21 protein-coding genes and 1 pseudogene are annotated in these 22,313 nt (G+C 71.4%); 8 read left to right on the top strand and 14 right to left on the bottom strand.

The features are described 5' to 3' along the window. Positions 1–28: 28 nt before the first annotated feature. The 5 genes and pseudogenes from GH723_RS02195 to GH723_RS02175 all read right to left on the bottom strand — a co-directional run bounded on the left by GH723_RS02195 (position 29) and on the right by GH723_RS02175 (position 4,473). Entirely contained in the window at positions 29–706 is a 678-nt protein-coding gene (locus tag GH723_RS02195; protein WP_153758116.1) for an MFS transporter, read from the bottom strand. Positions 707–710: 4 nt separating this feature from the next. Beyond that, positions 711–1,635, bottom strand: a pseudogene (locus GH723_RS02190) (oxidoreductase). Positions 1,636–1,663: 28 nt separating this feature from the next. Next, positions 1,664–2,404: a dienelactone hydrolase family protein gene (locus tag GH723_RS02185; RefSeq protein WP_153758115.1), complete on the bottom strand. Its 741-nt coding sequence runs from the start codon at positions 2,402–2,404 to the stop codon at positions 1,664–1,666. Then, complete coding sequence (locus GH723_RS02180; protein ID WP_153758114.1) at positions 2,401–2,823, bottom strand: enoyl-CoA hydratase-related protein; 423 nt, start codon at positions 2,821–2,823, stop codon at positions 2,401–2,403. Before GH723_RS02180 ends, GH723_RS02185 begins: the two co-directional genes overlap by 4 nt. Before the next feature lie 33 nt (positions 2,824–2,856). Continuing rightward, positions 2,857–4,473: a flavin-containing monooxygenase gene (locus GH723_RS02175; protein ID WP_153758113.1), complete on the bottom strand. Its 1,617-nt coding sequence runs from the start codon at positions 4,471–4,473 to the stop codon at positions 2,857–2,859. A 167-nt stretch (positions 4,474–4,640) separates the two neighbouring features. Here GH723_RS02175 and GH723_RS02170 point away from each other — a divergent pair, with 167 nt between their 5' ends. Then, positions 4,641–5,528, top strand: a complete 888-nt coding sequence (locus GH723_RS02170) for a metal-dependent hydrolase (RefSeq protein ID WP_195210470.1) — start codon at positions 4,641–4,643, stop codon at positions 5,526–5,528. 19 nt (positions 5,529–5,547) lie between these two features. Here GH723_RS02170 and GH723_RS02165 read toward each other — a convergent pair whose 3' ends face one another. Together GH723_RS02165 and GH723_RS02160 are read right to left on the bottom strand one after the other, a co-directional pair. Continuing rightward, complete coding sequence (locus GH723_RS02165; RefSeq protein WP_153758111.1) at positions 5,548–6,444, bottom strand: alpha/beta hydrolase; 897 nt, start codon at positions 6,442–6,444, stop codon at positions 5,548–5,550. 35 nt (positions 6,445–6,479) lie between these two features. After that, the gene (locus GH723_RS02160; protein WP_153758110.1) at positions 6,480–7,757 is read right to left on the bottom strand and encodes an acyl-CoA dehydrogenase family protein; all 1,278 of its coding nucleotides are present in this window, start codon (positions 7,755–7,757) and stop codon (positions 6,480–6,482) included. A 67-nt stretch (positions 7,758–7,824) separates the two neighbouring features. Here GH723_RS02160 and GH723_RS02155 point away from each other — a divergent pair, with 67 nt between their 5' ends. Further along, positions 7,825–8,733: an SDR family oxidoreductase gene (locus GH723_RS02155; RefSeq protein WP_153761035.1), complete on the top strand. Its 909-nt coding sequence runs from the start codon at positions 7,825–7,827 to the stop codon at positions 8,731–8,733. A 123-nt stretch (positions 8,734–8,856) separates the two neighbouring features. Here the strand turns inward: GH723_RS02155 and GH723_RS02150 are convergent, their stop codons facing one another. Continuing rightward, the gene (locus GH723_RS02150) at positions 8,857–9,477 is read right to left on the bottom strand and encodes a TetR/AcrR family transcriptional regulator (protein ID WP_229022967.1); all 621 of its coding nucleotides are present in this window, start codon (positions 9,475–9,477) and stop codon (positions 8,857–8,859) included. A gap of 60 nt (positions 9,478–9,537) precedes the next feature. Between GH723_RS02150 and GH723_RS02145 the strand changes: the two genes are divergently transcribed. Further along, on the top strand, positions 9,538–9,981 hold the full coding sequence (locus GH723_RS02145) for a PaaI family thioesterase (protein ID WP_153758109.1): 444 nt from the start codon (positions 9,538–9,540) through the stop codon (positions 9,979–9,981). 163 nt (positions 9,982–10,144) lie between these two features. On the opposite strand, the gene GH723_RS02140 is transcribed toward GH723_RS02145, so the two are convergent. Beyond that, entirely contained in the window at positions 10,145–12,646 is a 2,502-nt protein-coding gene (locus GH723_RS02140; RefSeq protein WP_153758108.1) for an efflux RND transporter permease subunit, read from the bottom strand. 122 nt (positions 12,647–12,768) lie between these two features. On the opposite strand from GH723_RS02140, the gene GH723_RS02135 reads away from it, so the two are divergent. Then, the gene (locus tag GH723_RS02135; protein ID WP_153758107.1) at positions 12,769–13,374 is read left to right on the top strand and encodes an acyl-CoA-like ligand-binding transcription factor; all 606 of its coding nucleotides are present in this window, start codon (positions 12,769–12,771) and stop codon (positions 13,372–13,374) included. Between the two features lie 25 nt (positions 13,375–13,399). Here GH723_RS02135 and GH723_RS02130 read toward each other — a convergent pair whose 3' ends face one another. Genes GH723_RS02130 through GH723_RS02115 form a run of 4 tightly spaced genes read right to left on the bottom strand, consistent with a single transcriptional unit; the run spans position 13,400 to position 17,104 of the window. Beyond that, on the bottom strand, positions 13,400–14,551 hold the full coding sequence (locus GH723_RS02130; RefSeq protein ID WP_153758106.1) for a thiolase family protein: 1,152 nt from the start codon (positions 14,549–14,551) through the stop codon (positions 13,400–13,402). Further along, positions 14,548–14,955, bottom strand: a complete 408-nt coding sequence (locus GH723_RS02125; RefSeq protein WP_153758105.1) for a Zn-ribbon domain-containing OB-fold protein — start codon at positions 14,953–14,955, stop codon at positions 14,548–14,550. Before GH723_RS02125 ends, GH723_RS02130 begins: the two co-directional genes overlap by 4 nt. Then, positions 14,955–15,842 carry an alpha/beta fold hydrolase gene (locus GH723_RS02120; RefSeq protein WP_153758104.1) on the bottom strand — a complete coding sequence of 296 codons (888 nt, stop codon included), beginning with the start codon at positions 15,840–15,842 and terminating at the stop codon, positions 14,955–14,957. The genes GH723_RS02125 and GH723_RS02120 overlap by 1 nt, the downstream gene beginning before the upstream one ends. Continuing rightward, the gene (locus tag GH723_RS02115) at positions 15,839–17,104 is read right to left on the bottom strand and encodes an acyl-CoA dehydrogenase family protein (protein WP_153758103.1); all 1,266 of its coding nucleotides are present in this window, start codon (positions 17,102–17,104) and stop codon (positions 15,839–15,841) included. Before GH723_RS02115 ends, GH723_RS02120 begins: the two co-directional genes overlap by 4 nt. A 128-nt stretch (positions 17,105–17,232) precedes the next feature. Between GH723_RS02115 and GH723_RS02110 the strand changes: the two genes are divergently transcribed. Continuing rightward, entirely contained in the window at positions 17,233–18,129 is an 897-nt protein-coding gene (locus tag GH723_RS02110) for an SDR family oxidoreductase (protein ID WP_153758102.1), read from the top strand. Here the strand turns inward: GH723_RS02110 and GH723_RS02105 are convergent. Continuing rightward, positions 18,110–18,307: a hypothetical protein gene (locus GH723_RS02105; RefSeq protein WP_153758101.1), complete on the bottom strand. Its 198-nt coding sequence runs from the start codon at positions 18,305–18,307 to the stop codon at positions 18,110–18,112. The two genes, GH723_RS02110 and GH723_RS02105, sit on opposite strands and share 20 nt — an antisense overlap. A 182-nt stretch (positions 18,308–18,489) precedes the next feature. On the opposite strand from GH723_RS02105, the gene GH723_RS02100 reads away from it, so the two are divergent. From GH723_RS02100 to GH723_RS02090, 3 genes are read left to right on the top strand one after another with little or no spacing between them, the layout of a single operon-like run. Beyond that, a complete protein-coding gene (locus GH723_RS02100) occupies positions 18,490–19,329 on the top strand; it encodes a MaoC/PaaZ C-terminal domain-containing protein (RefSeq protein ID WP_153758100.1) in 840 nt (279 codons plus the stop codon). Beyond that, positions 19,326–21,272 carry a cytochrome P450 gene (locus GH723_RS02095; protein WP_153758099.1) on the top strand — a complete coding sequence of 649 codons (1,947 nt, stop codon included), beginning with the start codon at positions 19,326–19,328 and terminating at the stop codon, positions 21,270–21,272. Before GH723_RS02100 ends, GH723_RS02095 begins: the two co-directional genes overlap by 4 nt. Continuing rightward, positions 21,269–22,300 (top strand): TIGR03617 family F420-dependent LLM class oxidoreductase, encoded by a 1,032-nt coding sequence (locus tag GH723_RS02090; protein WP_229022966.1) that lies wholly within the window; start codon positions 21,269–21,271, stop codon positions 22,298–22,300. Before GH723_RS02095 ends, GH723_RS02090 begins: the two co-directional genes overlap by 4 nt. Positions 22,301–22,313 lie beyond the last annotated feature (13 nt).

The following is a 22,313-nucleotide window of genomic DNA, read 5'->3' as shown; positions in this document are numbered from 1 at the left end:
GCGCGCCCGTCGGTGTCCGGTTCGTACATCACCGCCCCGGCCACCTCCGCATCGACGCTCTCCGCCTCGAGGCGGGCCAGGGCGGGGTCACGTGGACCCAGCCGCAGCCGAGGGGCATGAGCCAGCGTCCGTCCATCCGCCGGCGGACCACGCCGCTCAGACGGTTCACCGCCAGGCTCGCCACCGAGAACGGCGTCAGGATCAGCCCGGCCGCGAGCACGGTGCGACCCTGGCCGTAGCCGGTGCTCACCGGCGTCTGCACGTAGCGGATGGCCAGCGAGAACAGGAAGTACATCCCGACACCGGCAAGCACCGCCACGGTGTGTGCGACACGCACCGAGGGGACGGAGAAGCTGCGGAGGTCGACCAGGGGATGGCGGGTCGTCAGGGTGCGGCGCACGAAGACCGCGATCGCACCGGCAGCCAGCGCGGATGCTGCCCCCCACGAGGGCAGCTCGCTGAGCGCGACCACGACCGCCGAGACGCCGGCGAGGAGCGCCGCGGTGAGCCCCCACTGTGCCGTCCCGAGCGCCACGTCGTAGTCGTCGGCGACGGTGGGGACCATCGGCGAACCGAGGCTGCTCACCACCGCCACGGCCAAGCCGATGGCCGCCAGCGCAGGGACGAGGAGGCGCTCCCGCCAGATCCCGCCGTCGACGACGCGGGCCTCCGTGCGGGCCGCTCCGCCGGTCGCAACCCCGCTCATCCCGTCAGCCCCAGCGGTACGAGACCCCGGTCATCTCCTCGGAGGCGCTCCAGAGGCGCTGCCCGTCGGCTTCCCGGTACGCCCGCTTCGCCGCCCGGACCTTCCTCGGGGAACCGCGCAGCTGGAACGGACCCCCAGGCCCGAGGTAGTCGCCCCCCTCCACGTCGGGCGCCACGGCGGCATAGAGCTGGGGCAGCGCACCACCCTCGGACGACTGGGCCACGGCGGCGTTCGCCACCCGCATGGCGAGCGCCATCGCCTTGTTGCCGGACATCTCCGGTCCCCGGTGCTGGAGCGCCGTCGAGGCGTAGCCGGGATGGGCCGCCGTCGCGACCAGCGCACTGGAGGCGGCCCGGGCCCGGCGGTCGAGCTCGAAGGTGAACAGGAGGTTCGCCAGCTTCGACTGCCCGTACGCGTCCCACTTCCGGTAGCCGCGCTGCCAGTCGAGATCATCCCAGCGCATGCGCCCCATGTGGTGCATGAAGGACGAGGTGGTCACGACGCGGGGCTGCTCGGCGGCCAGCAGCACGGGCAGCAGCCGGCCGGTCAGCGCGAAGTGGCCGAGGTGGTTCGTGCCGAGCTGGGCCTCGTGGCCCTGAGCGGTGCGGCGGAGCGGGATCGCCATGACCCCGGCGTTGTTGAGCAGGATGTCGAGCCAATCCACCCGGGCCGCGACGTCCTCGGCGGCCTCGGAGACGCTGTGGAGGTCGGCGAGGTCGAGCCGGACGACCTGCGGAGCGGCGCCGGCGGCCTCGGCGGCACGGCCTCCTCGGCCTCCCTCGCCCGGTGCTCGTCCGGCAGGCGAGCAGCACCCGAGCGCCCGCGGCGGCGAGCGCCCGAGCGGATTCCAGGCCGAGGCCGCTGTTGGCTCCGGTGACGAGGGCCGTGCGTCCGCTGAGGTCGCCCATGTCCTTGCGGTTCCATGCCATGGTCATCGCCTCCCGTGCGCGTCGGGGGTCATGCCCGCAGGTGGCGGTCGAAGAACGACACGATCCGGGCCTTGGCGTCGTCGGCGGACGGTTCGTGGAAGCCCATGCCCGGCAGCGGCAGCTTCATCAGCACCGACAGCGCGAGGGGCAGGTCCGCCGGGTCGTGGTCGTTCAGGAAGGAATGGCCGGCCGGGGCGTACTCCTTCACATCGTGGTCGACCCCGAGCTCCATGAGGGAAGCCTCCAGGCGGGCGGCCGCGCCCCGCAGCATGAGGTCCTTGCCACCGAAGCTCCCCACGATCGGGCAGCTGCCACGCAGGAAGTCGGCGGTGTAGGTGCGCTTGGGCGCGCTGGCGTAGTTGACGCTCGCCGCATCGAACCCGTGCCCGGGGGCGAGGACGAGGGCGAAACCGCCTCCCATGCAGAAGCCAATGACACCCACCTTGCCGTTGGAGCGGGGATGGGAGACCAGCCACGACCGGACCGCCTCCACCTCGTCGAACGATCGTCCCGTACCCTTGGCGATCTCGCCCATCACCGTGCGGATGCAGCGAAGCTTGCCACCCCAGTGGAACAGGTCGGGGCCGGCGGCGAGGTACCCCTCACCGGCGAGCCAGTCGACCTGGTTGCGCAGGTCGGTGGTCATCCCGAACGCGTCGTGGACAACGATCACGGCCGGAGCGAGGTCGTCGTCCTCCGGCTCGGCCACGTAGGCGGGCAGCTCACCTCGCGGCGCCTCGATGCGGACCTCGGTCCCTGCGCCGGTCATGCGCTCGTCCACTTCGGCGCGCGCTTCTCGGCGAAGGCGCGCGGACCCTCCATGGCATCGGGTGAGGTGAACACCTCGGCCAGGACGTCCCCCTGGAGCTCGAACACCTCGTCCTCGGTGACGCCGAGCGAGCGCTTCACCACGCGGTTGACGAGCCCGAGTCGCTGGGCGGTGGCCGCGTCGACCGGGTCGCCGGTCATCGCCATCTCGAGGGCGACCGCCTTCGGGTACATCCCGGCGGAGAACGCCTTGTCCCCGGGCCCGGTGAGCACCACGGCCCACACCCCTGGGTCTTGTTCCGCGGCGTCGAAGGCGTCGGCGAGCGCCTCGGAGGTGTCGTAGTCGATGGCGTTGCGAGCCTCGGGCCGGTTGATCGTGATGATCTCGACCGGGTTCCGCCGCTTCGTCTGCACGAGCATGCGTCGTCCTCTCTTCGTGTCGGATCCACCCTCTCAGGGAGAGACGAGGAACCCCTCGTAGCCGCTCGCAGCGATCTCCTCGCACTTGGCCCTGTAGTTGGCAAGTCCACCGACGTAGGGCATGAAGACCCGCTTCTTGCCCGGGATGTTCGCGCCCAGGTACCACGAGTCGGCCCGGTTGAACAGCCCGAACTGCGATGCCTCGGCGACGTGGTCGGTCCAGGTATCCACCGCCTCCTGGGTGGGCTCGATCACCAGCTGCCCCCGCTGGCGAAGATCGTCGATGCAGCGGGCGATCCACTCCACGTGCTGCTCGATGGACGTGGGCATGTTGGTGAGCACCGACGGGCTCCCCGGACCGGTGATCGTGAACAGGTTCGGGAACCCGGCGACCTGCAGCCCGAGGTAGGTCGTGGGGCCGTCGACCCACTCGTCGGCCAGGCGCAGACCGTCGCGGCCGGTGATGTCCAACCGCAGCAGCGGCCCGGTCATGGCGTCGAAGCCGGTGGCGAACACGATGGTGTCCACCTCGTGGTGGCCGTCCGGCGTCTCCACGCCCGTCGGGGTGATCCGGCTGATGCCGCCCTCGGAGATGTCGACCAGAGTCACGTTGTCCCGGTTGAACGTCTCGTAGTAGTCGGTGTCGATCGGCGGCCGCTTCGCCCCGTACGGGTAGCCCTTGGGGCACAGCTTCTCAGCGATCTCGGGGTCGTGGACGATGTCGCGGATCTTGGAGCGGATGAACTCGGCCGCGGTCTCGTTGGCCCGCTCGTCGAGCAGGAGGTCGTGGAAACCGCCCCACAGGAACTTGAAGCCGCCCTCCTCCCACAACGACTCGTAGATCGCCCGGCGCTCCACCTCGGGCACCTCGAGGGCCGACCGCGGCGACGGCGTGTAGGGGAAGCCGGCGAAGGACGACTTGGTGGCGGCCACGACCTCGTCGTAGGCCGACTTGATCCGCACCCACTCGTCCCGGTCCATGGGGCGGTCCCGGGCCGGGACCGTGTAGTTGGGCGTGCGCTGGAGCACGTAGAGGTGCTCGGCCTGGCGGGCGATGACCGGTGCCGCCTGGATGCCGGTGGAGCCGGTGCCGATCTGGGCGACGCGCCGCCCGGTGAAGTCGACGCCCTCGTGGGGCCAGCGTCCGGTGTGGAACCACTCGCCCTGGAAGTCGTCGAGGCCGGGGATGTCGGGCACGTTGGCGGCCGACAGCGCCCCCACCGCGGCCACGACCCAGGTGGCGGCGAAGGTGCGACCGGTGTTGGTGCGCACGATCCAGCGCGACCCGTCCTCGTCCCAGGTGAGCGACTCGACCCGGGTGTCGAAGGCGAAGCTCCGGCGCAGGTCGAGCCGATCGGCGGCGAACTCGAGGTAGCGCAGGATCTCTGGCTGCTCCGGGTAGCGCGACGACCAGTCCCACTCGTCGAGCAACACCTTCGAGAACGTGTAGCAGTAGTAGAAGCTCTCCGAATCGCACCGAGCACCGGGGTAGCGGTTCCAGTACCACGTGCCGCCTGGTCCGGCGCCGGCCTCGATGCCCAGGACATCCAATCCCAGCTCCTCTCGGGCCTTGTGGACCATGTAGAGCCCGGAGAACCCGGCGCCGACCACGACGAGGTCGTGGACGGAGTCGATGTCGTTAGCGGCCATGGTGCTTCCCCCTGGATGTCGGCCTGCGCGTGCGAGACACGGTACACGTCCTGTCGCAGCGGGCCCGTAGGCCCCGTGACGGATACCACGAGACGGTTCTGCATCGTCGTCATATGTGTCGGGTATGTTCCCTTCGTCCGAAGGGCCGCGCCCGACTGCGAGGTCCGATGACCGCCACGCTCCGCCGCCCGCCCGAGCCGGTCGCCCCCCGGCACACCAGCTTCGAGCTCGACACACCCCGGGTGCACTGGCTGGTGGACGACGCCCAGGCGACCCACACCTTCAACGTGGGAAACCTGCTGTTCCCCACAGGCGAGCGGTTCTTCAACGACTCGCTTCGCAACGCGCTGCCCTACGTCACCGACGAGCGGATCCGCACCGAGATCCGGGGGTTCCTCGGCCAGGAGGTCACCCACCGCAACGAGCACGAGCGGTGCGTGGCCCGCATGGAGGAGTACGGCATCGACTTCCGGCGCGAGCTCGAGCTGTTCGAGTCGTTCCGCCGACGCCTGAACGACCGGGTCAACCGGCTCCCCGAGCCGTTCCGCAAGCAGGCGGTCCTGTTCATGGTCGCCACCACCGCGGCGGCCGAGCACTTCACCGCCTCCCTCGCTGGCTACGTGCTGGCCGACAACACCTGGGCCGACACCGACGTCGACCCGGAGATGGCGCACCTGTTCCTGTGGCACGCCTCCGAGGAGATCGAGCACCGCCACGTCGCCTACGACGTGTACCACCACATCGGCGGCGGCTACCTGCGGCGGGTGGCGGCGATGGTGCCCCTCGCCGGGCTGATCCTCGTCGGCTGGCCGCTGCTCACCAGCGAGGTCATGCGCCGCGACCCGGCAGCCAAGGGCCGGTGGAGCTGGCGGGCCCACGTGCGCAGCGCCCGCCGCGGCGAGGTGTTCTCCCTCGTGCGCTCGGCCTGGGACCTGCGGCTGTACTTCCACCCGAACCACCACCCCGGCGACCTGCCCGGGTCGCTGGAGCAGGCGCTCGAGTACCTGTCGACGGCGCCGTCGGTGCTCGGCCACCGCGGCCCACGCCGCAGCTGAGGCTCCGCGCCCGGCCGCGTCAGCCGCCGGCGTGGCGGCGGACGAACTCGGCCACCCGGGTGATGCCCTCGTCGGCTTCTGGCACGGCGCCGGCGAAGAAGTGCCACACGTGGATGAGGTCCTCGCCCTCGAACAGCGTCACGTCGACGCCGGCGGCGCGAGCACGCTCGGCGACGCGGCGGGCGTCGTCGAGCAGCACCTCAGCCGTGCCCACCTCCACGAGCAGGGGCGGCAGGCCGGACAGGTCGGCAAACACCGGGCTGAGGCCGGACGCGGCCGGATCGCCGTCGGCGCCGGCGTAGGCGGCCGCCCAGCGGTCGAGGTCCTCGGCGTGGACCATCGGATCGGCGTCGGCCTTCTCGGCCATGGTCGAACCGGACTGCGTGAGGTCGGCCCACGGCGACAGGCACACCCCGGCCGCGGGCAGCGGGTCGCCGGCGTCGCGCAGCGCCACGACGGTGGCGAGCGTCAGGCCACCGCCGGCCGAGTCGCCGGCGACCACCACCCGGCTCGGCTCCACGCCCCCGGCGAGCACCCAGCGGTAGGCGGTGCAGGCGTCGTCGAGCGCGGCGGGGAACGGGTGCTCCGGGGCCAGCCGGTAGTCGACGGCGAGGACCCGCCCGCCGATGGCCGAGGCCAGGTGGGTGAGCATGGGCCGGTGGCTGTCCAGCGAACCGATGCAGTAGCCGCCGCCGTGGACGTACACGACCACCGGCCCGTCGCCGGCACCGATCCACTCGGCCGGCACCCCGGCCGCGTCGACCGACTCGACGGGTACGCCCTCGGCCGCCGGCAGCAGACCCCCGAGACCGTCGTAGGCCTCCCGCCACTCATCGATGGTCATCTCGGCGTCACCCCGCTCGGTGGCCTGGGCGCGGAGCATGGTGATGATGTTCTCGAGCGCTTCGCTGCGCATGGGTTTCTCCTGTGCTGGTCTGGTGGGTGGACGGGTCAGCGGTCGGCGCCCTGGGTGCCGACCTTCAGCTCGCTGAAGGCGACGTCCTTGTCGGCCCGCGGTTCCCGCGGCAGGCCGAGCACCCGCTCGCCGATGATGTTGCGCTGGATCTGGTCGGTGCCGCCGCCGATGGAGATGAGGTAGCTGGACAGGCCCACCTCGTGGGCCCGTCCGCCGAAGGGGGCGTCGTCGCCCCACAAGGTGGCGTGCGGACCGCACAGGCGGAACAGCGCCTCCCGCATGGTCTGGAGCAGGTGGGAGGCGGCGAGCTTGCCCACCGACACCTCGGGCCCGGGCCGGCCGCCCCTCTCGATGGCCGCCTTGGCCCGCAGGTCGGTGTACCGGGCGATCTCGATCAGGCTGTGGATGCGGGCCACCTCCTGCCGGGCGATCGGGTCGGTGGCGTCGCCGTAGCGCGCGAGGACGGCGTGCAGCAGCTCGGCCGCCCCCGAGCGGGCACCGCCGGCCGGACGGGCCTCGTTCCGTACGAGCCGGGCCGCCGGCGCGTCGAGGTCGATCTCCCGGATGGCGGCGCCAGAGCCCGAGCTGCCGAACGATCCGGCACCGAGCATGGTCCGCTCGTTGGCCAGCGTGGTGAGCGCCACCGACCAGCCCTCGCCGAGCCCGCCGAGCTGGTTCTCGGCCGGCACGCGGGCGTCGGTGAGGAACACCTCGTTGAAGATCGACCGCCCGGTCATCTCCCGGATGGGCCGCACCTCGATGCCGGGCTGGTCCATCTCGATCACGAAGTAGGTGAGGCCGGCGTGCTTGGGGACCGTGGGGTCGGTGCGGGCGATGAGGATCCCGTAGCGGGCGATGTGCGCGCCCGAGGTCCACACCTTCTGGCCGTTGACGATCCACTCGTCGCCGTCGAGCTCGGACCGGGTCTGGAGGCCGGCCAGGTCGGAGCCGGCGCCGGGCTCGGAGAACAGCTGGCACCAGATCTCGCCGGTGACGATGCCGGGCAGGAACCGGGCCTGCTGCTCCGGGGTGCCATGGGCGACGATCGTGGGGCCGGCGAGGTTCTGGGCGATGCCGGCGGGCGGCGGCGCCACCCCGGCGTCGCGCCGGGCGTCGGCCACCAGGCGGGCGGCGTCACCCGACAGGCCGCGGCCGTACAGGTCCTCGGGCCAGGTGGGGAACCCCCACCCGGACTCGGCGAGCCGGCGCCACCACTCACGTAGTGGCAGCTGCGGGTCCCAGTTGCTCTCGAACCAGGCCTTGGCCTCGGCGTAGACGTCGGCGCTGGCGTCGGACTCCCCCGGGTGAGACATGCGCCCTAGTCTGTCACGCCTGACGCCGCCATCGGGGCGGCGATCCACCACCTCAGGGGAAACAGAGATGAGCGGGATCTGCGACGGCCGGGTGGTCGTCATCACCGGAGCGGCACGCGGCATCGGACGGGCGCACGCCCTGGCCTTCGCCTCCGACGGCGCCAGGGTGGTCGTCAACGACCTCGGCGCTGAGGTCGACGGGCGCGGCTCCTCCGACGGCCCGGCCGGCGAGGTCGTGGACGCCATCCGCGACATGGGCAGCGAGGCGGTGGCCAACGGCGACGACGTCTCAGACTGGGATGGTGCCGGCAGACTGATCCAGACCGCCGTCGACACCTTCGGCGGGATCGACGTGCTGGTCAACAACGCCGGGATCCTGCGCGACCGCATGCTCGTGAACATGAGCGAGGACGAGTGGGACGCGGTCATCAAGGTCCATCTGAAGGGCACCTTCGCGCCGCTGCGCCACGCCGCCGCCCACTGGCGCGCGCGGGCCAAGGCCGGCGAGACCAACGATGCCCGCATCATCAACACGTCGTCGGGTTCGGGCCTGTACGGCAACCCGGGACAGCTGAACTACGGCGCCGCCAAGGCGGGCATCGCGGCGATGACCAACATCGCGGCCAAGGAGCTGGGCCGATACGGCGTGACCGTGAACGCCATCGCCCCGGCGGCACTGACCCGGATGACCGAGAACCTCGGCTTCGGGCAAGCCGCCCGCGACGTGAAGCCGGGCGAGTTCGACTCCTCCGCCCCGGAGAACATCTCGCCCCTCGTGGTGTGGCTGGGCAGCGCCGAATCGGCCGGGGTGACCGGCCAGGTGTTCAACGTGGCCGGTGGCCGGATCTCGGTCGCCGAGGGCTGGCGGCGGGGACCCGAGCGCCACAAGGGAGACCGCTGGGAGCCAGCCGAGCTGGGCCCGGTCGTCGCCGAACTGCTCGAGCAGGCACGTCCGCCCGAGACGCCCGGCGTGTGAGCTGGCGCCTGGCTTCCACGTCGCGGCAGCGGCTTCGACGCCGCGGTGACCGGCGGGCCGGGCGGCGACGACCACAGCCGTCCGCGGCGATGCAGGCCAACTGGCCGACCTGACCGCCTGAGCTCATTCGCGCACGATGGCGCCGGCGCAGTAGGTGCGCAGGAACTCCCGCTCCTTGGTCTGAGATCGCTTGCGGGGACCAGCGACCGACAGCAGCGACAGGATCATCCGGAGGACGAACTCGGCGGCATCGTCGGCGATGATCCCGTCGCGCAGCTGACCGGCAGCGCGCGCCTGCTCGAAGATGGGTCGCAGGAAGTCCTGGGTGAGCTCGTACAACGCGGTGGAGGCGCCGGCGATCGAGGTCGTGTGCCCGGCCACCTCCGGGGCGAACAGGAGCGCGAGGTGCTGGTTCTTGCGAACTGCTGCGACCGTGTAGAGCACGCCCTCGACGATCGCGTCTCCGAGCGTCTCTTCGTGCTGGACCCGCCGGCCGAGCGACTCGAGGAACTCCCGGCCCTCGCGCAGGACGACCCCCAGGATGATCTCGTCCCGGCCGCCCTCGAAGTACCGGTACACCGTGGCCCGCGACACTCCCGCTTCGGTGGCGATGTCCTCGAGCGTCGTCTTGGCCACGCCGAACCGGGTGAAGCATGTCTCGGCGGCATCGATCAAACGGTCGCGCGCGTCGTCCACCGAACTCGGGGCGTCGCTGCGCCAGGACTCCCTCAGCATCCGAGCCATCGCCGCAGTCTACGCCCATGGACGGCGCGACTCCACCAGACACGAAGTACGTTCTGTTCTATGACTGACTTCGCAGACAGGTACGACGACGAGATCGCCCGAGGCATGATCGATGTGGGCAGCGCCGCCGGTGGCCTCCCGGGCTACCTCGGCATCGAGCACGTGCGCTTCGAGCCGGGTCGGTTCTTCGCCACGGCGACGATCGGGCCGGAGCTGCTGACGCCGTTCGGCAACGCGCACGGGGGCGTGACCGCCGCCATCGTCGACCATGTGACCGGCGTGGTCGTCTACCCCTTGATGCAGCGGGGTCAGTGGGCGGCGACCACGGAGATCAAGGTGAACTACCTCGCCCCGCTGAAGGCCGAGACCGTCGACGCCGAGGCCACGGTGGTGGCCATGACCAAGCGGTCAGCGGTGGTGCGATGCGAGCTGTACCGCCAGGACGACGATCGGCGCGTCCTGGCCGCGGCCCAAGCGACGCTCACCATCGTCGACCCACGCTGAACGTGGACGCCACCCGGGGTCGAAGGGGATGACGGACGTTCCTGGTAGGAGCGCAAGCCCCACGGGAATGCTGCTGCCTCCACCGCTCGCTGATCGACCGGGCCAGGATGCGGACGGTGCGGTGGTGAAACATCCTGCGCCAAGGTCTCTGTGACAGTGGCCATCAGGACGGGACGCCGGAGCCCACCGCGGTGGGGGCGTGGCGCTGCTTTTCGTCGGGCATCTCGCCGACGTCGCCCTTGCGGGTTCGCCACTCCCCCCACAGCTTGAGGCACGCCGGCTGGATCAGCACCGCGGCGACCAGCGAGTACACGATGGTGAGCGCGACGATGAGGCCGAACTGGCGGAGGGGCTCCAGGGACGCGAACACCAGCACGCCGAAGCCGGCCGCCGTGGTGGCCGCCGATCCGGCCATGGCACCGCCGGTGTGGGTGAGCGTCTGGCGGACCGCCTCGTCGACGGTGTCGTGGCGGCGCCGGTCCTCGAGGAACCGGTGGGTCACGTGGATGCCGTAGGGCACGCCGATGCCGATGCCGATGCTGGCCACCATGGCGGTGAGCACGTTGAAGCTGATGTCCAGCAGCACCATGGTGCCCAGGATCCAGCCGACGACCGCGACGGAGGGGACCATGGTGATGGCGCCGAGCAGCGGTTTGCGGGCCACGACCCAGTAGTAGGCGATCAGCAGGGCGAGGGCAGCGACCAGTGTGATCGCGATCCCCTGCGTCTGGCTGTCGGTCATGGCGTCGAGCACCTCGTCGAAGACCAGGAACTGGGAGACGACCACCGTCTCCAGCCCGGCGTCGCGCAACGGGGCCACGGCTGAGTCGATGGCGTCGGCCGCCGCCTGGGCGTCATCCTGGCCGGCGTTGGTGGCGATGGACAGCAACGCCGAGGCGCTGTCGTCGCCGATGACCTGCGCGCTGAACGCCGGCGCCGACTCCCGGGCGAGCTCGAACAGCGCGTCGGGGTCGGCGCCGTCGGCCAGGCCACCGGCCGGGTCGAAGCCGAGGTCGGCGGCGGCCGCGGCGAAGGCCGGGTCCTGGTCGGCGAGCTGGCGGAGCAGGCTGAGCGGCGAGGTGACCTCGGCGGCCCCGCCGGAGCTGCGCACGTACTCGGCGTCGGCCAGCTCGGCCTCGGCCTGCTCGAGGGCGTCGAGGGCCTGGGGATCCGTGATGTCGCCGTCGACGATGACGTAGGTCTGCTCGGTGAGGTCGCCACCGAAGAGCCGGTCGACCTTGTCGAGCACCATGCCGGGCTCTGAGTCCTCCGGGATGAAGTCGTCCTGGCTGAACGACGTCTCGATCTGGGTGGCCGCCGCACCGGCGGCCACGGTGACGACGGCGGCGACCGCCAGCGTGATCCGAGGGATGTGCTCGGCGAAGGCGGCGGTGCGGCCCATGACCGCTGACAGCCCCGATGCCTGAGCCGTGCGCCCGGCGGCCTCATTGGCCATCACCCTCTCCCGCCGGCGCTGAACCTTGGCTTGCCCTCGGGGCCGGGCGTCGAGCACGTGGCGGGCGGCCGGGATGAGCAGCGCCATCACCAGGAACGCCGAGACCACGCCCACCGCTGTGAAGATGCCGAAGTCGGCCATGGGCGGCAGCGGCGAGACGACGTTGGTGAGGAAGCCGACGACGGTCGTGATCGTGGCCAGGACGAGCGCGCCGCCCACGGCCCGAACCGCCACGGCCGAGGCCCGATCCGGCTCGACGCCGTGGTTCTGCTCCTCGCGGTAGCGCGAGGTGAGGTGGATGGCATAGTCGATGCCGAGACCGACGAGGAGGACCGGGACCGCGGTGGAGATCTGGGTGAAGGGCCCGACCACGCCGAGGAAGTCAGGGCCGAGCAGCACGCCCAAACCGAACATCCACATGATGGTGACGATCAGTCCGAGGAAGCCGAGCACCACGTCGCTGACCGAGCGGTACTGGAAGGCGAGGATGCCCACGATCAGCAGCAGGGAGACGCCGAGCAGGCGGGGCATCTCCTCCTGCGACTGGCCCTGGAGCTGATCGGCCAGGATCGCCTGGCTGAACGCGTCGATCTCCAGCTCCGACGTGTCGGCAACGACGGTGGCGATGACCTCGGCCACGGCCAGCTGATCCTCAGCCGCTTCCGCGTCGTCCAGCGACGGGTCGAGCTCGATGACGACGAGACCGGCCCGAGCGCCGCCCGGCTCGCCGGAGAGCAGGTCGAGGGCCTGGGCGGCACGGGGATCTTCGTACGCCAGCTCCGCTGCGGCCGCAATCTCGTCCGGGGATGCATCGGCCGGGTCGAGACCCTGCGCCTCGAGGGCCCCGAAGACGGGGGACCCGAACGAGGCGACCCCACGTCCACCGGCGGCCAGGTCGATGCTCTCCTCGGCCCGGACCGCGCCGGCAATGGCGTCGGCGGCGGCGAGACCGGCCGGCGACAGGACCTGCTCGCCCTCGCCCGCATCGATGATCACCTGGACGCGGGCGCCGCCGCCAGAGAACTCGTCCTCCACCCGCTCGAAGGCGCGCGCCAGGTCGCTGTCGGGCGCGAAGGAGGTGAGATCCGTGTCGGTGGTCTGCTGCGTGGCGAAGCCGCCGAGCACGACGGTCACCGCGAGCAACGCCAACAGCACCAGGGTGGGAGTGCGCGCGACGGCGCGGGCCATGCGCTCCAGGAGCCAGCTCATCTGTCGTCTCTCGTTCTCTCGGCCGGGTACGCCCCGGGGGAGGGGGGGGTCAGAACGGCATCCTATGCCGAGCTGGCTCTCAGTCCCTCAGCGGCACCCAGTGCCACGGATAGGATGGCGACGTGCCCTCCCTCCCTCGCACCACCTTGCGAGAGCGCAACCAGGAGCGCACCCGCGCGGAGATCGCCCAGCACGCCCTCGCCCTCTTCACCGCCCGCGGCTTCGACGACGTCACCGTCGACGACATCGCCACATCCGCCGGCGTCTCCCGGCGCACGTTCTTCCGGTACTTCGACACGAAGGAGGACGCGCTGCTGCCGGGTGACGCCAGCCGCCTGGAACGGCTCCGGGAAGCGCTGCGGGCCCGCCCGCCCGCCGAGGGACCCTTCGACGCCGTGCGAGGCGCCGTGCTCGAGCTCGCGCAGGACTACGAGACCGGCAGGGACGAGCTGCTCCAACAGGCTCGACTCGTGCTCGCCACGCCGTCGGTCCACGCGCGCAGCCTCGAACACCAGGCCGAGTGGGAGGCGGTGATCCGGGCCTTCGCCGCCGAGCGCGCCGGCCAGTCCGAGGCGTCGCTGCTTCCCCAGCTGCTGGCGGCGGGTTGCATGGCGGGCCTGCGGGCCGCGCTCACCACCTGGCTGCACGAGGATGGCCGGCCCGACGTCGTCGCCGTCGCGGCCGAAGCCCTGGACGCCCTCGGCGACGGCCTGCGACACCACCGTTGATCTGCTGTGGTCGAGCCGCCGGCGCTCAGTTGCGCTGCAGGATGTGAACCACGCACACGGAGCCGGCGCCGGCCATGTGGCACAGCCCGGTGCGCGCGCCCTCGACCTGTCGGGGGCCGGCACCACCGCGGAGCTGGAGCACCGTCTCGTGGATCTGGGCGAGCCCGGTGGGTCCGCCGGGGTGGCCGCGTGCGGTGAGGCCCCCGTCGGTGCTGAACGGGATGCGACCGCCCAGGCTCGTCTCGCCACTGGCCACCAGCTTGTCCCCCTCGCCGTCCCCGCAGATGCCGAGCAGCTCGTAGTAGACGAGCTCCTCGATGGGGAACGCGTCGTGGACCTGCACCAGGTCCAGGTCGCGCGGCCCGAGGCCAGCCTGCTCGTAGGCATCGGCCGCGGTGTCGCGGGTCATCTGGGCCGGGCCGATCACCGCCCCGAGGAACACGTGGCCATCGGTGTAGGTCTCCGAGCGCTGCTGAGAGGCCACCACCTCGATCATCGGGCCACCGAGGCGGCGAGCCACGTCCTCGGAGGCCACGACGGCCGCCGCGCCCCCGCCGCCGGCAGCACACGCCATCTTGGAGGTGTGGGGGTAGGAGATCATGGTCGAAGCGAGGATCTCCTCGACGGTCATCTCGTGGTCAGCCCGGCGCTGGGCCATCGGGTTCTCGCGGGCGTGGTTCCAGTTCTTCGCCGCGATGGCGGCGAATGTCTCCACGGTCGTGCCCACCTCGTGCATGCGTCGTGTGGCCCACATGGCGAAGAAGGCCGCCGGCAGCATCACGTCCTCGGCACCGAGGCCGCGCTTGCCGCTCCGGCCCAGACCACCCATGCGGTTCATGTCGTCGAAGCCGAGCGCCATGGCGACGTCGACCCGTCCGCCGGCGACGGCGTGGACTGCTTCCCCGAAGGCAGATGAGCCGGTGGCCGAGGCGTTCTCGACGTGGGTGACGGGCAGGCCGGTCAGTCCCAGGTCCTTGGCCAGGTGCACGCCTGCCGTGATGCCGCCACCGATGTAGCCGTTGTAGAGCGCCCCCACCTCGGGGAAGTCGATGCCGGCGTCGTCGAGTGCGGCGACCCCGGCCACGTAGCCCATGTCGGTGGCGGCGACGCCGTCGTTGCCGAAGGGATGCATGCCGACGCCGACCACGAGCACCCGGCGGCCCATCTTCGAGGTCATCGGACCACCTCGAACCGGAACGTCACGAGCTCCTGCCCGTCGTCGTCGGTGCCGACCGGGAAGAGGGTGAGTGCCATCTCGTCGCCGATCGACCAGTCGTGCTGGGATCCCACGAGCGGGGCCTGCACGCGCACCCCCTCGGGCAGGTCGACCTGGCCCACGGCGTAGCCGCCGGTGTCACCGAAGGAGACCTTGCCCATGCGCGGCACGTGGAGGAAGGTCCACGCGTACAGCGTGCCGACGGGGCCGAGCTCGACGTCCTCGACGGGCGTGCGGGTCACCGGGCAGCGCCTGCGACGAGGCCAGAAGTGGAGCCCGGCCTCGGCGGAGTACGACCCGAGCAGGTGCGGGCGGTCCTCGCCGTCGCCGGGGAGCCGGAACAGGTGGGGGTCGGTCGCGAGCATCAGCTGGCGAGCTCCTCGTCCCCACCATCCGCGCCGAGCTGGTCGACGAAGTCGATGACGGCGTCGGTGAAGGCGTCGTTGCGGTCGCCGACCACCATGTGGCCGGCGTCGGCGATGTCGACGAAGCGTGCGTGCGGGCACTGCTCGCGGAAGGTGGCCACGCCCTCCAGGCTCAACATGTCGGACATGCGCCCCCGCACCAGCAACGTGGGGAGGGCCAGGTTGCGGGCGGCGTCACCGAGGGTGTCGATGTCGCTGCGCCCGTCTCGGCTCTTGCCGGACAGGAAGGCGGGATCCCAGTGCCAGCGCCAGCGGCCGTCCTCACCCTGGCGGAGGTTCTTGCGCAGCCCGTCGAGGTTGCTGGGACGGGGCCGGTTGGGCCGGTAGGCGGCGATGGCGTCGGCAGCCTCCTCGAGGGTGGCGAAGCCGTCGGGCGCGGCGGACATGAACCCGACGATGCGCTCGACGCCGGCGTGCTCGAGCTGGGTCGCGATGTCCACGAGCACGAGGGCGCGCAGCCGGCCGGGACGCAGCGATCCCTCGCTGACCAGGCCGACCATGCCGCCCATGGACGCCCCCACCAGCACGGGCGGGCGGCCGATCTCGGCGCACACGGCGTCGAGGTCCTCGACCATCGCATCGGTCGTGTAGTCGCCGTCGGTGGCCCAGTCGGAGTCGCCGTGGCCCCGCAGGTCCATGGTCCACGCCTCGTAGCCACGCTCGGCCAACCGAGCGGCGGTGCCGGCCCAGCTGTGGCGGGTCTGGCCGCCGCCGTGCAGCAGCAGGACCGGCGGCCGGTCGGAGGCGTGGCCGAAGCGCTCGAGCACCACCGTGAGGCCAGCGTCGGTGCGGATGCGCCGGAGCTCCGGCGCGACCGGACTGCTCATCGCTGGGTACCCACCTTCAGGTCGGCGAAGGGCACGTCCTTGTCGACGCGGGGCTCGCCTGGCAGCCCGAGGACCCGCTCGCCGATGATGTTGCGCTGGATCTGATCCGATCCACCGGCGATGGAGATGGCTGGGCTGAACAGCGCCAGCTGCTGGAGCATCCCGCCGAGGGGCGTGTCGTCACCCATGAGCTGGCCGTGGGGTCCGAGCGCTTCGAGACCGACGTCGCGCAGCTGGCGGACCAGCTCGGAGGCAACCAGCTTCCCGGTGGAGACCTCCGGGCCCGGGCCCCGGCCGGCCGCCTTGGCGGCCTGGACCCGCAGGCTCGTGTAGCGGGTGATCTCCATCAGGGTGTAGATGCGCATCACCTTGTCGCGCAGCACCTTGTCGTCTCCGCGGCCGACGAGGGCGGGCAGACCGGCGATCATGGCGCCCCCGCCACCGAAGGCGGCGGCCATCCCGGCCATCTCGCCTCCGCCGCTGCTGCGGCGCCCCGCCGGGCGGTCGAGGTCGTTGCGCCCGATCATCACCCCACCGGCGGCGTTGGCCATGCCGGAGGCGCCGAGGGAGTTGCGCTCGTGGGTGAGCGTCGTCACGGCCACGCCCCAACCTCGGTTGGGCTCACCGATGACGTTGGCGTGCGGCACGCGAGCATCGGTCATGAAGACCTCGTTGAACGTGGCGCCGCCGGTCATCTCCTTCAGCGGTCGGACCTCGATGCCGGGCTGGTCCATGTCGATCACGAAGAAGGTGATGCCCTCGTGCTTGGGCACGTCGACCGAGGTGCGGGCGATGAGGATCCCCCACTTGGAGAACTGGGCGCCCGACGTCCACACCTTCTGTCCGTTGACGACCCACTCGTCGCCGTCGCGCTCGGCGCGGGCCTGCAGCCCGGCCAGGTCCGACCCCGCGCCCGGCTCGGAGAACAGCTGGCACCAGACATCCTTGCCAGTGACCATGTCCGGCAGGAACCGCTGACACTGCTCCTCGGTGCCGTGGTCGATGATGGTGGGCCCCGCCATCATCACGCCGATCCCGCTGGGCGGGCCGACGGCCCCGACCGCGGCACGGGCGGCCTCGACCTGCTTGGCCTGGTCGGTGCTGAGCCCCCGGCCGAACCACCGCTCCGGCCAGGTCGGGAACCCCCAACCGCTGTCGGCGAGGCGCTCCCACCAGTGACCGAGCGGGATCTCCGGATCCCAGTTCTCGCGGAACCACGACTCCGCTTCCTCGCGCACCCTCGCCGGGCCGACCAAGGTCATCTCGTCCTCCTGTTTCGATCGCTCCGGTGCCCGCCGGCAGGGTCGGGCTCGGATGTGGGCGCCACGATAGGACATAGGATCCCAGCTGTCATATGTGCTGGGGACCCGCCCCGGCCGGGAAGGACGAGATGACGGACATCGGATTCGACGGACGGGTGGCGATCGTGACGGGCGCCGGCCACGGGCTCGGTCGCCAGCACGCGCTGCAGCTCGCGGCTCGGGGCGCGAGGATCGTGGTCAACGACCTCGGCGGGACCGTCGACGGCACCGGTGCCGACGCGGGCCCGGCCCAGCAGGTGGCCGACGAGATCAAGAGCGCCGGCGGCGAAGCAGTGGCCAACACCGACTCGGTCGCCAGCCAGGAGGGCGGCGAGGCCATCGTGCAGACGGCGCTCGATGCCTTCGGCCGCGTCGACATCGTGGTCAACAACGCCGGCATCCTGCGGGACAAGGCCTTCCACAACCTCACGCCCGACCTGCTCGACCCGGTGCTGCAGGTCCATCTGTACGGCGCGTTCTGGGTGACCCTGCCCGCCTGGAAGCTCATGCGAGAGCAGGGCTACGGGCGGGTCGTGAACACCAGCTCCGCTGCGGGGCTGTTCGGGAACTTCGGGCAGACCAACTACGGGGCGGCGAAGATGGGCCTGGTCGGCTTCACCAAGGCCCTCGCCCAGGAAGGCCACAAGCGCAACGTGTTGGCGAACGTGATCGCGCCCGGCGCGCGGACCCGGATGACCGAGGATCTCCTCGGCCCCATGGCGGACTCCCTCGACCCGGAGAAGGTGTCCCCGGTGGTGGTGTACCTGGCCTCCGACCAGTGCGACGTCACGGGCCAGATCCTGTCCGTCGCCGGTGGCCGGGTGAGCCGGGTCGTGGTCGCCGAGCCGCTCGGGTACTACTCCAAGGACCTCACGCCCGAGCAGGTGCGCGACAACTGGGACGCCATCGCGTCGCTCGAGGACCTGATCGTCCCTGACAACGCCAACGAGGAGATCGGCCAACTCCTCAACGTCGTGAACCGGTAGCGACCGTGACCGACACCGTGGTGGTGTTCGTCACCGTCCCGCTGATCACGGCCTTCGTCGGCGATTTCACGAACTGACGGCCGAGATCGCGAACACGACCGACCATGTGCGCAGCCCGGAAGACATGGTCGAGCGCCTCGGCGCCCACGGTCTGGTCCAGCGCCTGATCGGCGCCCACCCCGGCGAGACGGCGCCCAGCTCGGCGAGGCGAATCTGATCGATTACGTGGCCGCCAACCCGGCGGCCGGCAAGCTGGTCGCGGCGGGAGCGACGGTGGTTACGCACTGGTGCGACAGGTGCGGTGATACAGGTCCGAGGCAGTGTCTTGCAGTCACCGCCCCAGGAAGCCAGACTCCCTGCATGGCTCGACCACTCTCCTCGGACCTCGTCGGACACCGGTTGGCGCCAGTCTCCGCCTCCTGGAGCGAGAAGGACGTAATGCTGTACGCCCTCGGCGTGGGCGCGCGCCCCCCGGAGGACCTCGACTTCCTCTACGAGGGACGCGGGCCGGTCGTCTTGCCCACCTACGGCGTCATCCCCGGCCTCATGGCCATGGGTGGGGTGTTCGGCGAGGTGGAGGTAAACCCGGCGATGATCCTCCACGGCGAGCAGTCGGTCACCCTGCACCGCACCCTTCCGCCGCGGGCCGAGGTCGAGATCAACGGCCGCATCACCGATGTGTGGGACAAGGGCAAGGCGGCAGTGATCGGCTTCGAGGGCACGGCACAAGACAGCGACGGGGATCTGTTCACCGTGGCCGCCACCTTATTCGTCCGGGGTGCGGGCGGGTTCGGCGGCGAGCGGGGACCGTCCACGGCCGGCAAGAACGAGCCGCCGGACCGCGATCCCGACGTGGTGATCGAGTACGGTACCCGGGCCGAGCAGGCCGCGATCTACCGGCTCTCCGGCGACCGCAACCCGCTGCACATCGACCCCGAGTTCGCCAAGATGGCCGGGTATGACGCGCCGTTCAACCATGGGCTGTGCACGTTCGGCTTCGTCGGCCGGGCGGTGCTGGCCGGCGTGTTCGACGGCGACGTCGACGCGTTCGGCACCCTCGAGGGCCGCTTCGCCGACCAGGTGTGGCCCGAGGACACGATCGTCACCAAGATCTGGCGGGAGGGTGACGGCGCCGTCGTCGAGGCCTCGACCCAGAAGGGCAACGTGGTGCTGAGCCAGGCCCGGACCACGCACCGGTGAGCATCGACCGCACACCGGTCCTGGTCGGCGGCGGCAAGGTCACCAACCGCGACGGCGACCTGGTCGACCGGATCACCCTCGCCGCCGAGGCGACCCGCCTCGCCCTCGCCGACGCCGGCGGGGGGCTGGCCCCGGACACCATCGCCATGCCCGGCGTGCTCGCCCCGCGCACCGAGCACTCCGCCCGAAGCCTCGACGCCGCGCTCGGCCTCGGCGCCCGCCGGCACCTGTCCTCCACCATCGGCGGTAACACGCCGCAGTGGCTGATCGGGGTGCTCGGCGCCGACATCCTCGAGGGGCGCTGCGATGTGGCCCTCATCGCCGAGGCCAGGGCCTCGGCCCGCCGGGCCCGCAAGCAGGGCGTGCCGCCGAAGGCCGCCGCCGACCCCGACGGCGAGGACACCGAGATCGGCGACCAACGCCTCGGCGCCTCACCGGCCGAGGTCGCCGCCGGCCTCGCTGCGCCGCCGTTCCTCTACCCCATCCTCGAGTCCGCGGTGGCCCACCAGGCCGGGCGGACCCTCGACGAGCAACGGCGCTTCCTGGGTGCGTTCATGGCGCCGGCCACCGCCGTCGCCGCCCGCCACCCCGACCTGTCGTGGTTCCCGAACGCCGCCACGCCCGAGGAGCTGACCACCCCCACCCGGCTGCGGTACACCCGCGTCGAGCTCCTCACCGACCCCCACCACGCGCGGCGCATCGAACGCAACGGCGTGCTCCTCCACGGCGGCTACAGCTCCGATCACACCTACCTCCCGCCCCGCTCCGTCCACCGGGTCCCGACCATCGATGCCTGGACCGCGCAACTCGCCGCTGCCGGGCACCCGACCCGCGCCATCGAGGCCGACGCGGTCCAACGGGCGTTCGTGCCCAACACCGATCAGGCCAAGATGCTGCTCCGCAACGGCGCGACCGGCGCCATGACCCGCATCCTCACCCTGATCGGCGTCGTCGAGGGGTTCGGAAGCGACGGGATCAAGCTCATCCCGCCCATGGACCTCACCCAGTTCATCGTCGAACCCACCGAGGACCCCCCCTATCACACCGACATCCGCCGGCTCCTCCCGCCCGTCTTCTTGCCCGCCGTCGTCGCCGCCTACGAACCCATCACCAAAGCCATGGCCGACGAGCTCATCGACGGGTTCCTCGACGACGCGCAACACGTCCCCATCAAGGTCATCACCCGGATGCTCGGCATCCCCGGCAGCGACCACGCCAAGTTCCGCGACTGCATCCACCGCCTCATCGAGGAGAGCCCCCTCGCCGGCGACGGGGTGCTCGACGCGATCTTCGAGATCGGCGGCTACCTCGCCGGCCACCTCGAGGACCATCGGACCGCACCCCGCGACGACATCATCACCCGCCTCCTCGACGCCCGCATGCCCGACGGGCGTCCCCTCACCGACCAGGAGATCCTCGGCGTCTGCATCCAGCTGCTCCTCGCCGGGATCGACACCACCTGGTCGGCGATCGGCGCGTCCCTGCTGCACCTCGCCACCCACCCTGACAACCGCCAACGACTCATCGACGACCCGACGCTGATCCACACCGCCACCGAGGAGTTCCTCCGCGTGTTCGCCCCCGTGACCATGGCCCGCGAAGTCGTCGAAGACACCGAGATCGGTCGCTGCCCGATGCGCACCGGCGACCGGCTGTTGCTGCCGTCCCCGGCCGCCAACCGCGACCCCGAGGTCTTCGACCGTCCCGACGACGTCGTCCTCGACCGCGAGGTCAACCGGCACTTCGCGTTCGGGGTGGGCATCCACCGCTGCCTCGGCTCCAACCTGGCCCGCATGGAGCTGCGGGTCGCGGTGCAGAGCTGGCTCGAACGCATCCCCGACTTCACGCTCACCGACCTCAACGCGGTCACCTGGTCCGCCGGCCCGGTACGCGGGCCGCGCAGCCTGCGGTTCGCGTTCACCGCCCGGCAGGCAAAGCCGTGAAGCTCGACCTCATGACCGGCGGCATGCCGCTGCACGCGGCCCAGCAACTCGCCCGCCACGCCGCCGACACCGGCCACGCCGGTCTCGTCATCACCGAAGCCGGCCGCACCGCCTACCTGTCCTGCGCGGCCGCCGCCCTCGCCGCCGACGTCGACCTGCTCACCGGCATCGCCGTGGCGTTCCCCCGCAGCCCCATGGTCACCGCCCAGATCGCCTGGGAGCTCGCCGATGCCACCGATGGGCGGTTCCGGCTCGGTCTCGGCACCCAGGTCCGCGCCCACATCGAACGCCGCTACAACGCCCCCTTCGACCCGCCCGGCCCCCGCATCCGCGACTACATCGGCGCCGTCCGGGCCTGCTTCGACGCGTTCCGCGGCGCCTCCCCGCTCGACTACCACAGCGACCACTACGAGCTCACCCTCCTCCCGCCCGTCTGGTCGCCCGGGCCCATCGGCCCGCCCGACCCACCCATCGACCTCGCCGCGGTCAGCCCGTGGATGCTGCGCCTCGCCGGCCAGGTCGCCGACGGCGTCCACGTCCACCCCCTCAACACCCGCACCTACCTCGCCGACACCGTCCTCCCCCAGCTCGCAGCCGGCGCGCAACGCGCCGGCCGCCACCTCGAGGACTTCGAGATCATCGTCCCCGCCTTCCTCGTCGTCGGTGACACCCCCGACGAACGCGACCGGTGGCGCGAGCTCGCCCGCACCCAGATCGCCTTCTACGGCTCGACCCCCAACTACTCGTTCATCTTCGACGACCTCGGCCACCCCGGCACCACGGACGCGCTCCGGGAACGCCAGAAGGCCGGCGACATCGCCGCGATGAGCGCCGTCATCACCGACGACATCCTCCGCCACTTCGTCACCGAAGGAACCTGGGCCACCATCGCCGACGCCATCGGCGACCGCTACGCCGGCATCGCCACGCGCGTCGTCAACTACTTCGGCGCCATCGCCTGGACCGAGGACCCCCAGCACCTCGCCCGGTGGAAGCCGATCGCCGAAGCGCTGTCGCACATCCCCTGATACGCGCGACCAC

Source organism: Actinomarinicola tropica (assembly GCF_009650215.1).
GTDB lineage: Bacteria > Actinomycetota > Acidimicrobiia > Acidimicrobiales > SKKL01 > Actinomarinicola > Actinomarinicola tropica.
This window is presented reverse-complemented; position numbering and strand designations above follow the sequence as displayed.

Coding starts and splice junctions, on each gene's coding strand:
- GH723_RS02155 (WP_153761035.1), top strand. CDS start 7,825: ATGAGCGGGATCTGCGACGGCCGGGTGGTCGTCATCACCGGAGCGGCA.
- GH723_RS02130 (WP_153758106.1), bottom strand. CDS start 14,551: ATGACCTCGAAGATGGGCCGCCGGGTGCTCGTGGTCGGCGTCGGCATG.
- GH723_RS02150 (WP_229022967.1), bottom strand. CDS start 9,477: ATGGCTCGGATGCTGAGGGAGTCCTGGCGCAGCGACGCCCCGAGTTCG.
- GH723_RS02195 (WP_153758116.1), bottom strand. CDS start 706: ATGAGCGGGGTTGCGACCGGCGGAGCGGCCCGCACGGAGGCCCGCGTC.
- GH723_RS02125 (WP_153758105.1), bottom strand. CDS start 14,955: ATGCTCGCGACCGACCCCCACCTGTTCCGGCTCCCCGGCGACGGCGAG.
- GH723_RS02175 (WP_153758113.1), bottom strand. CDS start 4,473: ATGGCCGCTAACGACATCGACTCCGTCCACGACCTCGTCGTGGTCGGC.
- GH723_RS02110 (WP_153758102.1), top strand. CDS start 17,233: ATGACGGACATCGGATTCGACGGACGGGTGGCGATCGTGACGGGCGCC.
- GH723_RS02185 (WP_153758115.1), bottom strand. CDS start 2,404: ATGACCGGCGCAGGGACCGAGGTCCGCATCGAGGCGCCGCGAGGTGAG.
- GH723_RS02145 (WP_153758109.1), top strand. CDS start 9,538: ATGACTGACTTCGCAGACAGGTACGACGACGAGATCGCCCGAGGCATG.
- GH723_RS02180 (WP_153758114.1), bottom strand. CDS start 2,823: ATGCTCGTGCAGACGAAGCGGCGGAACCCGGTCGAGATCATCACGATC.
- GH723_RS02165 (WP_153758111.1), bottom strand. CDS start 6,444: ATGCGCAGCGAAGCGCTCGAGAACATCATCACCATGCTCCGCGCCCAG.
- GH723_RS02170 (WP_195210470.1), top strand. CDS start 4,641: ATGACCGCCACGCTCCGCCGCCCGCCCGAGCCGGTCGCCCCCCGGCAC.
- GH723_RS02160 (WP_153758110.1), bottom strand. CDS start 7,757: ATGTCTCACCCGGGGGAGTCCGACGCCAGCGCCGACGTCTACGCCGAG.
- GH723_RS02140 (WP_153758108.1), bottom strand. CDS start 12,646: ATGAGCTGGCTCCTGGAGCGCATGGCCCGCGCCGTCGCGCGCACTCCC.
- GH723_RS02115 (WP_153758103.1), bottom strand. CDS start 17,104: ATGACCTTGGTCGGCCCGGCGAGGGTGCGCGAGGAAGCGGAGTCGTGG.
- GH723_RS02100 (WP_153758100.1), top strand. CDS start 18,490: ATGGCTCGACCACTCTCCTCGGACCTCGTCGGACACCGGTTGGCGCCA.
- GH723_RS02120 (WP_153758104.1), bottom strand. CDS start 15,842: ATGAGCAGTCCGGTCGCGCCGGAGCTCCGGCGCATCCGCACCGACGCT.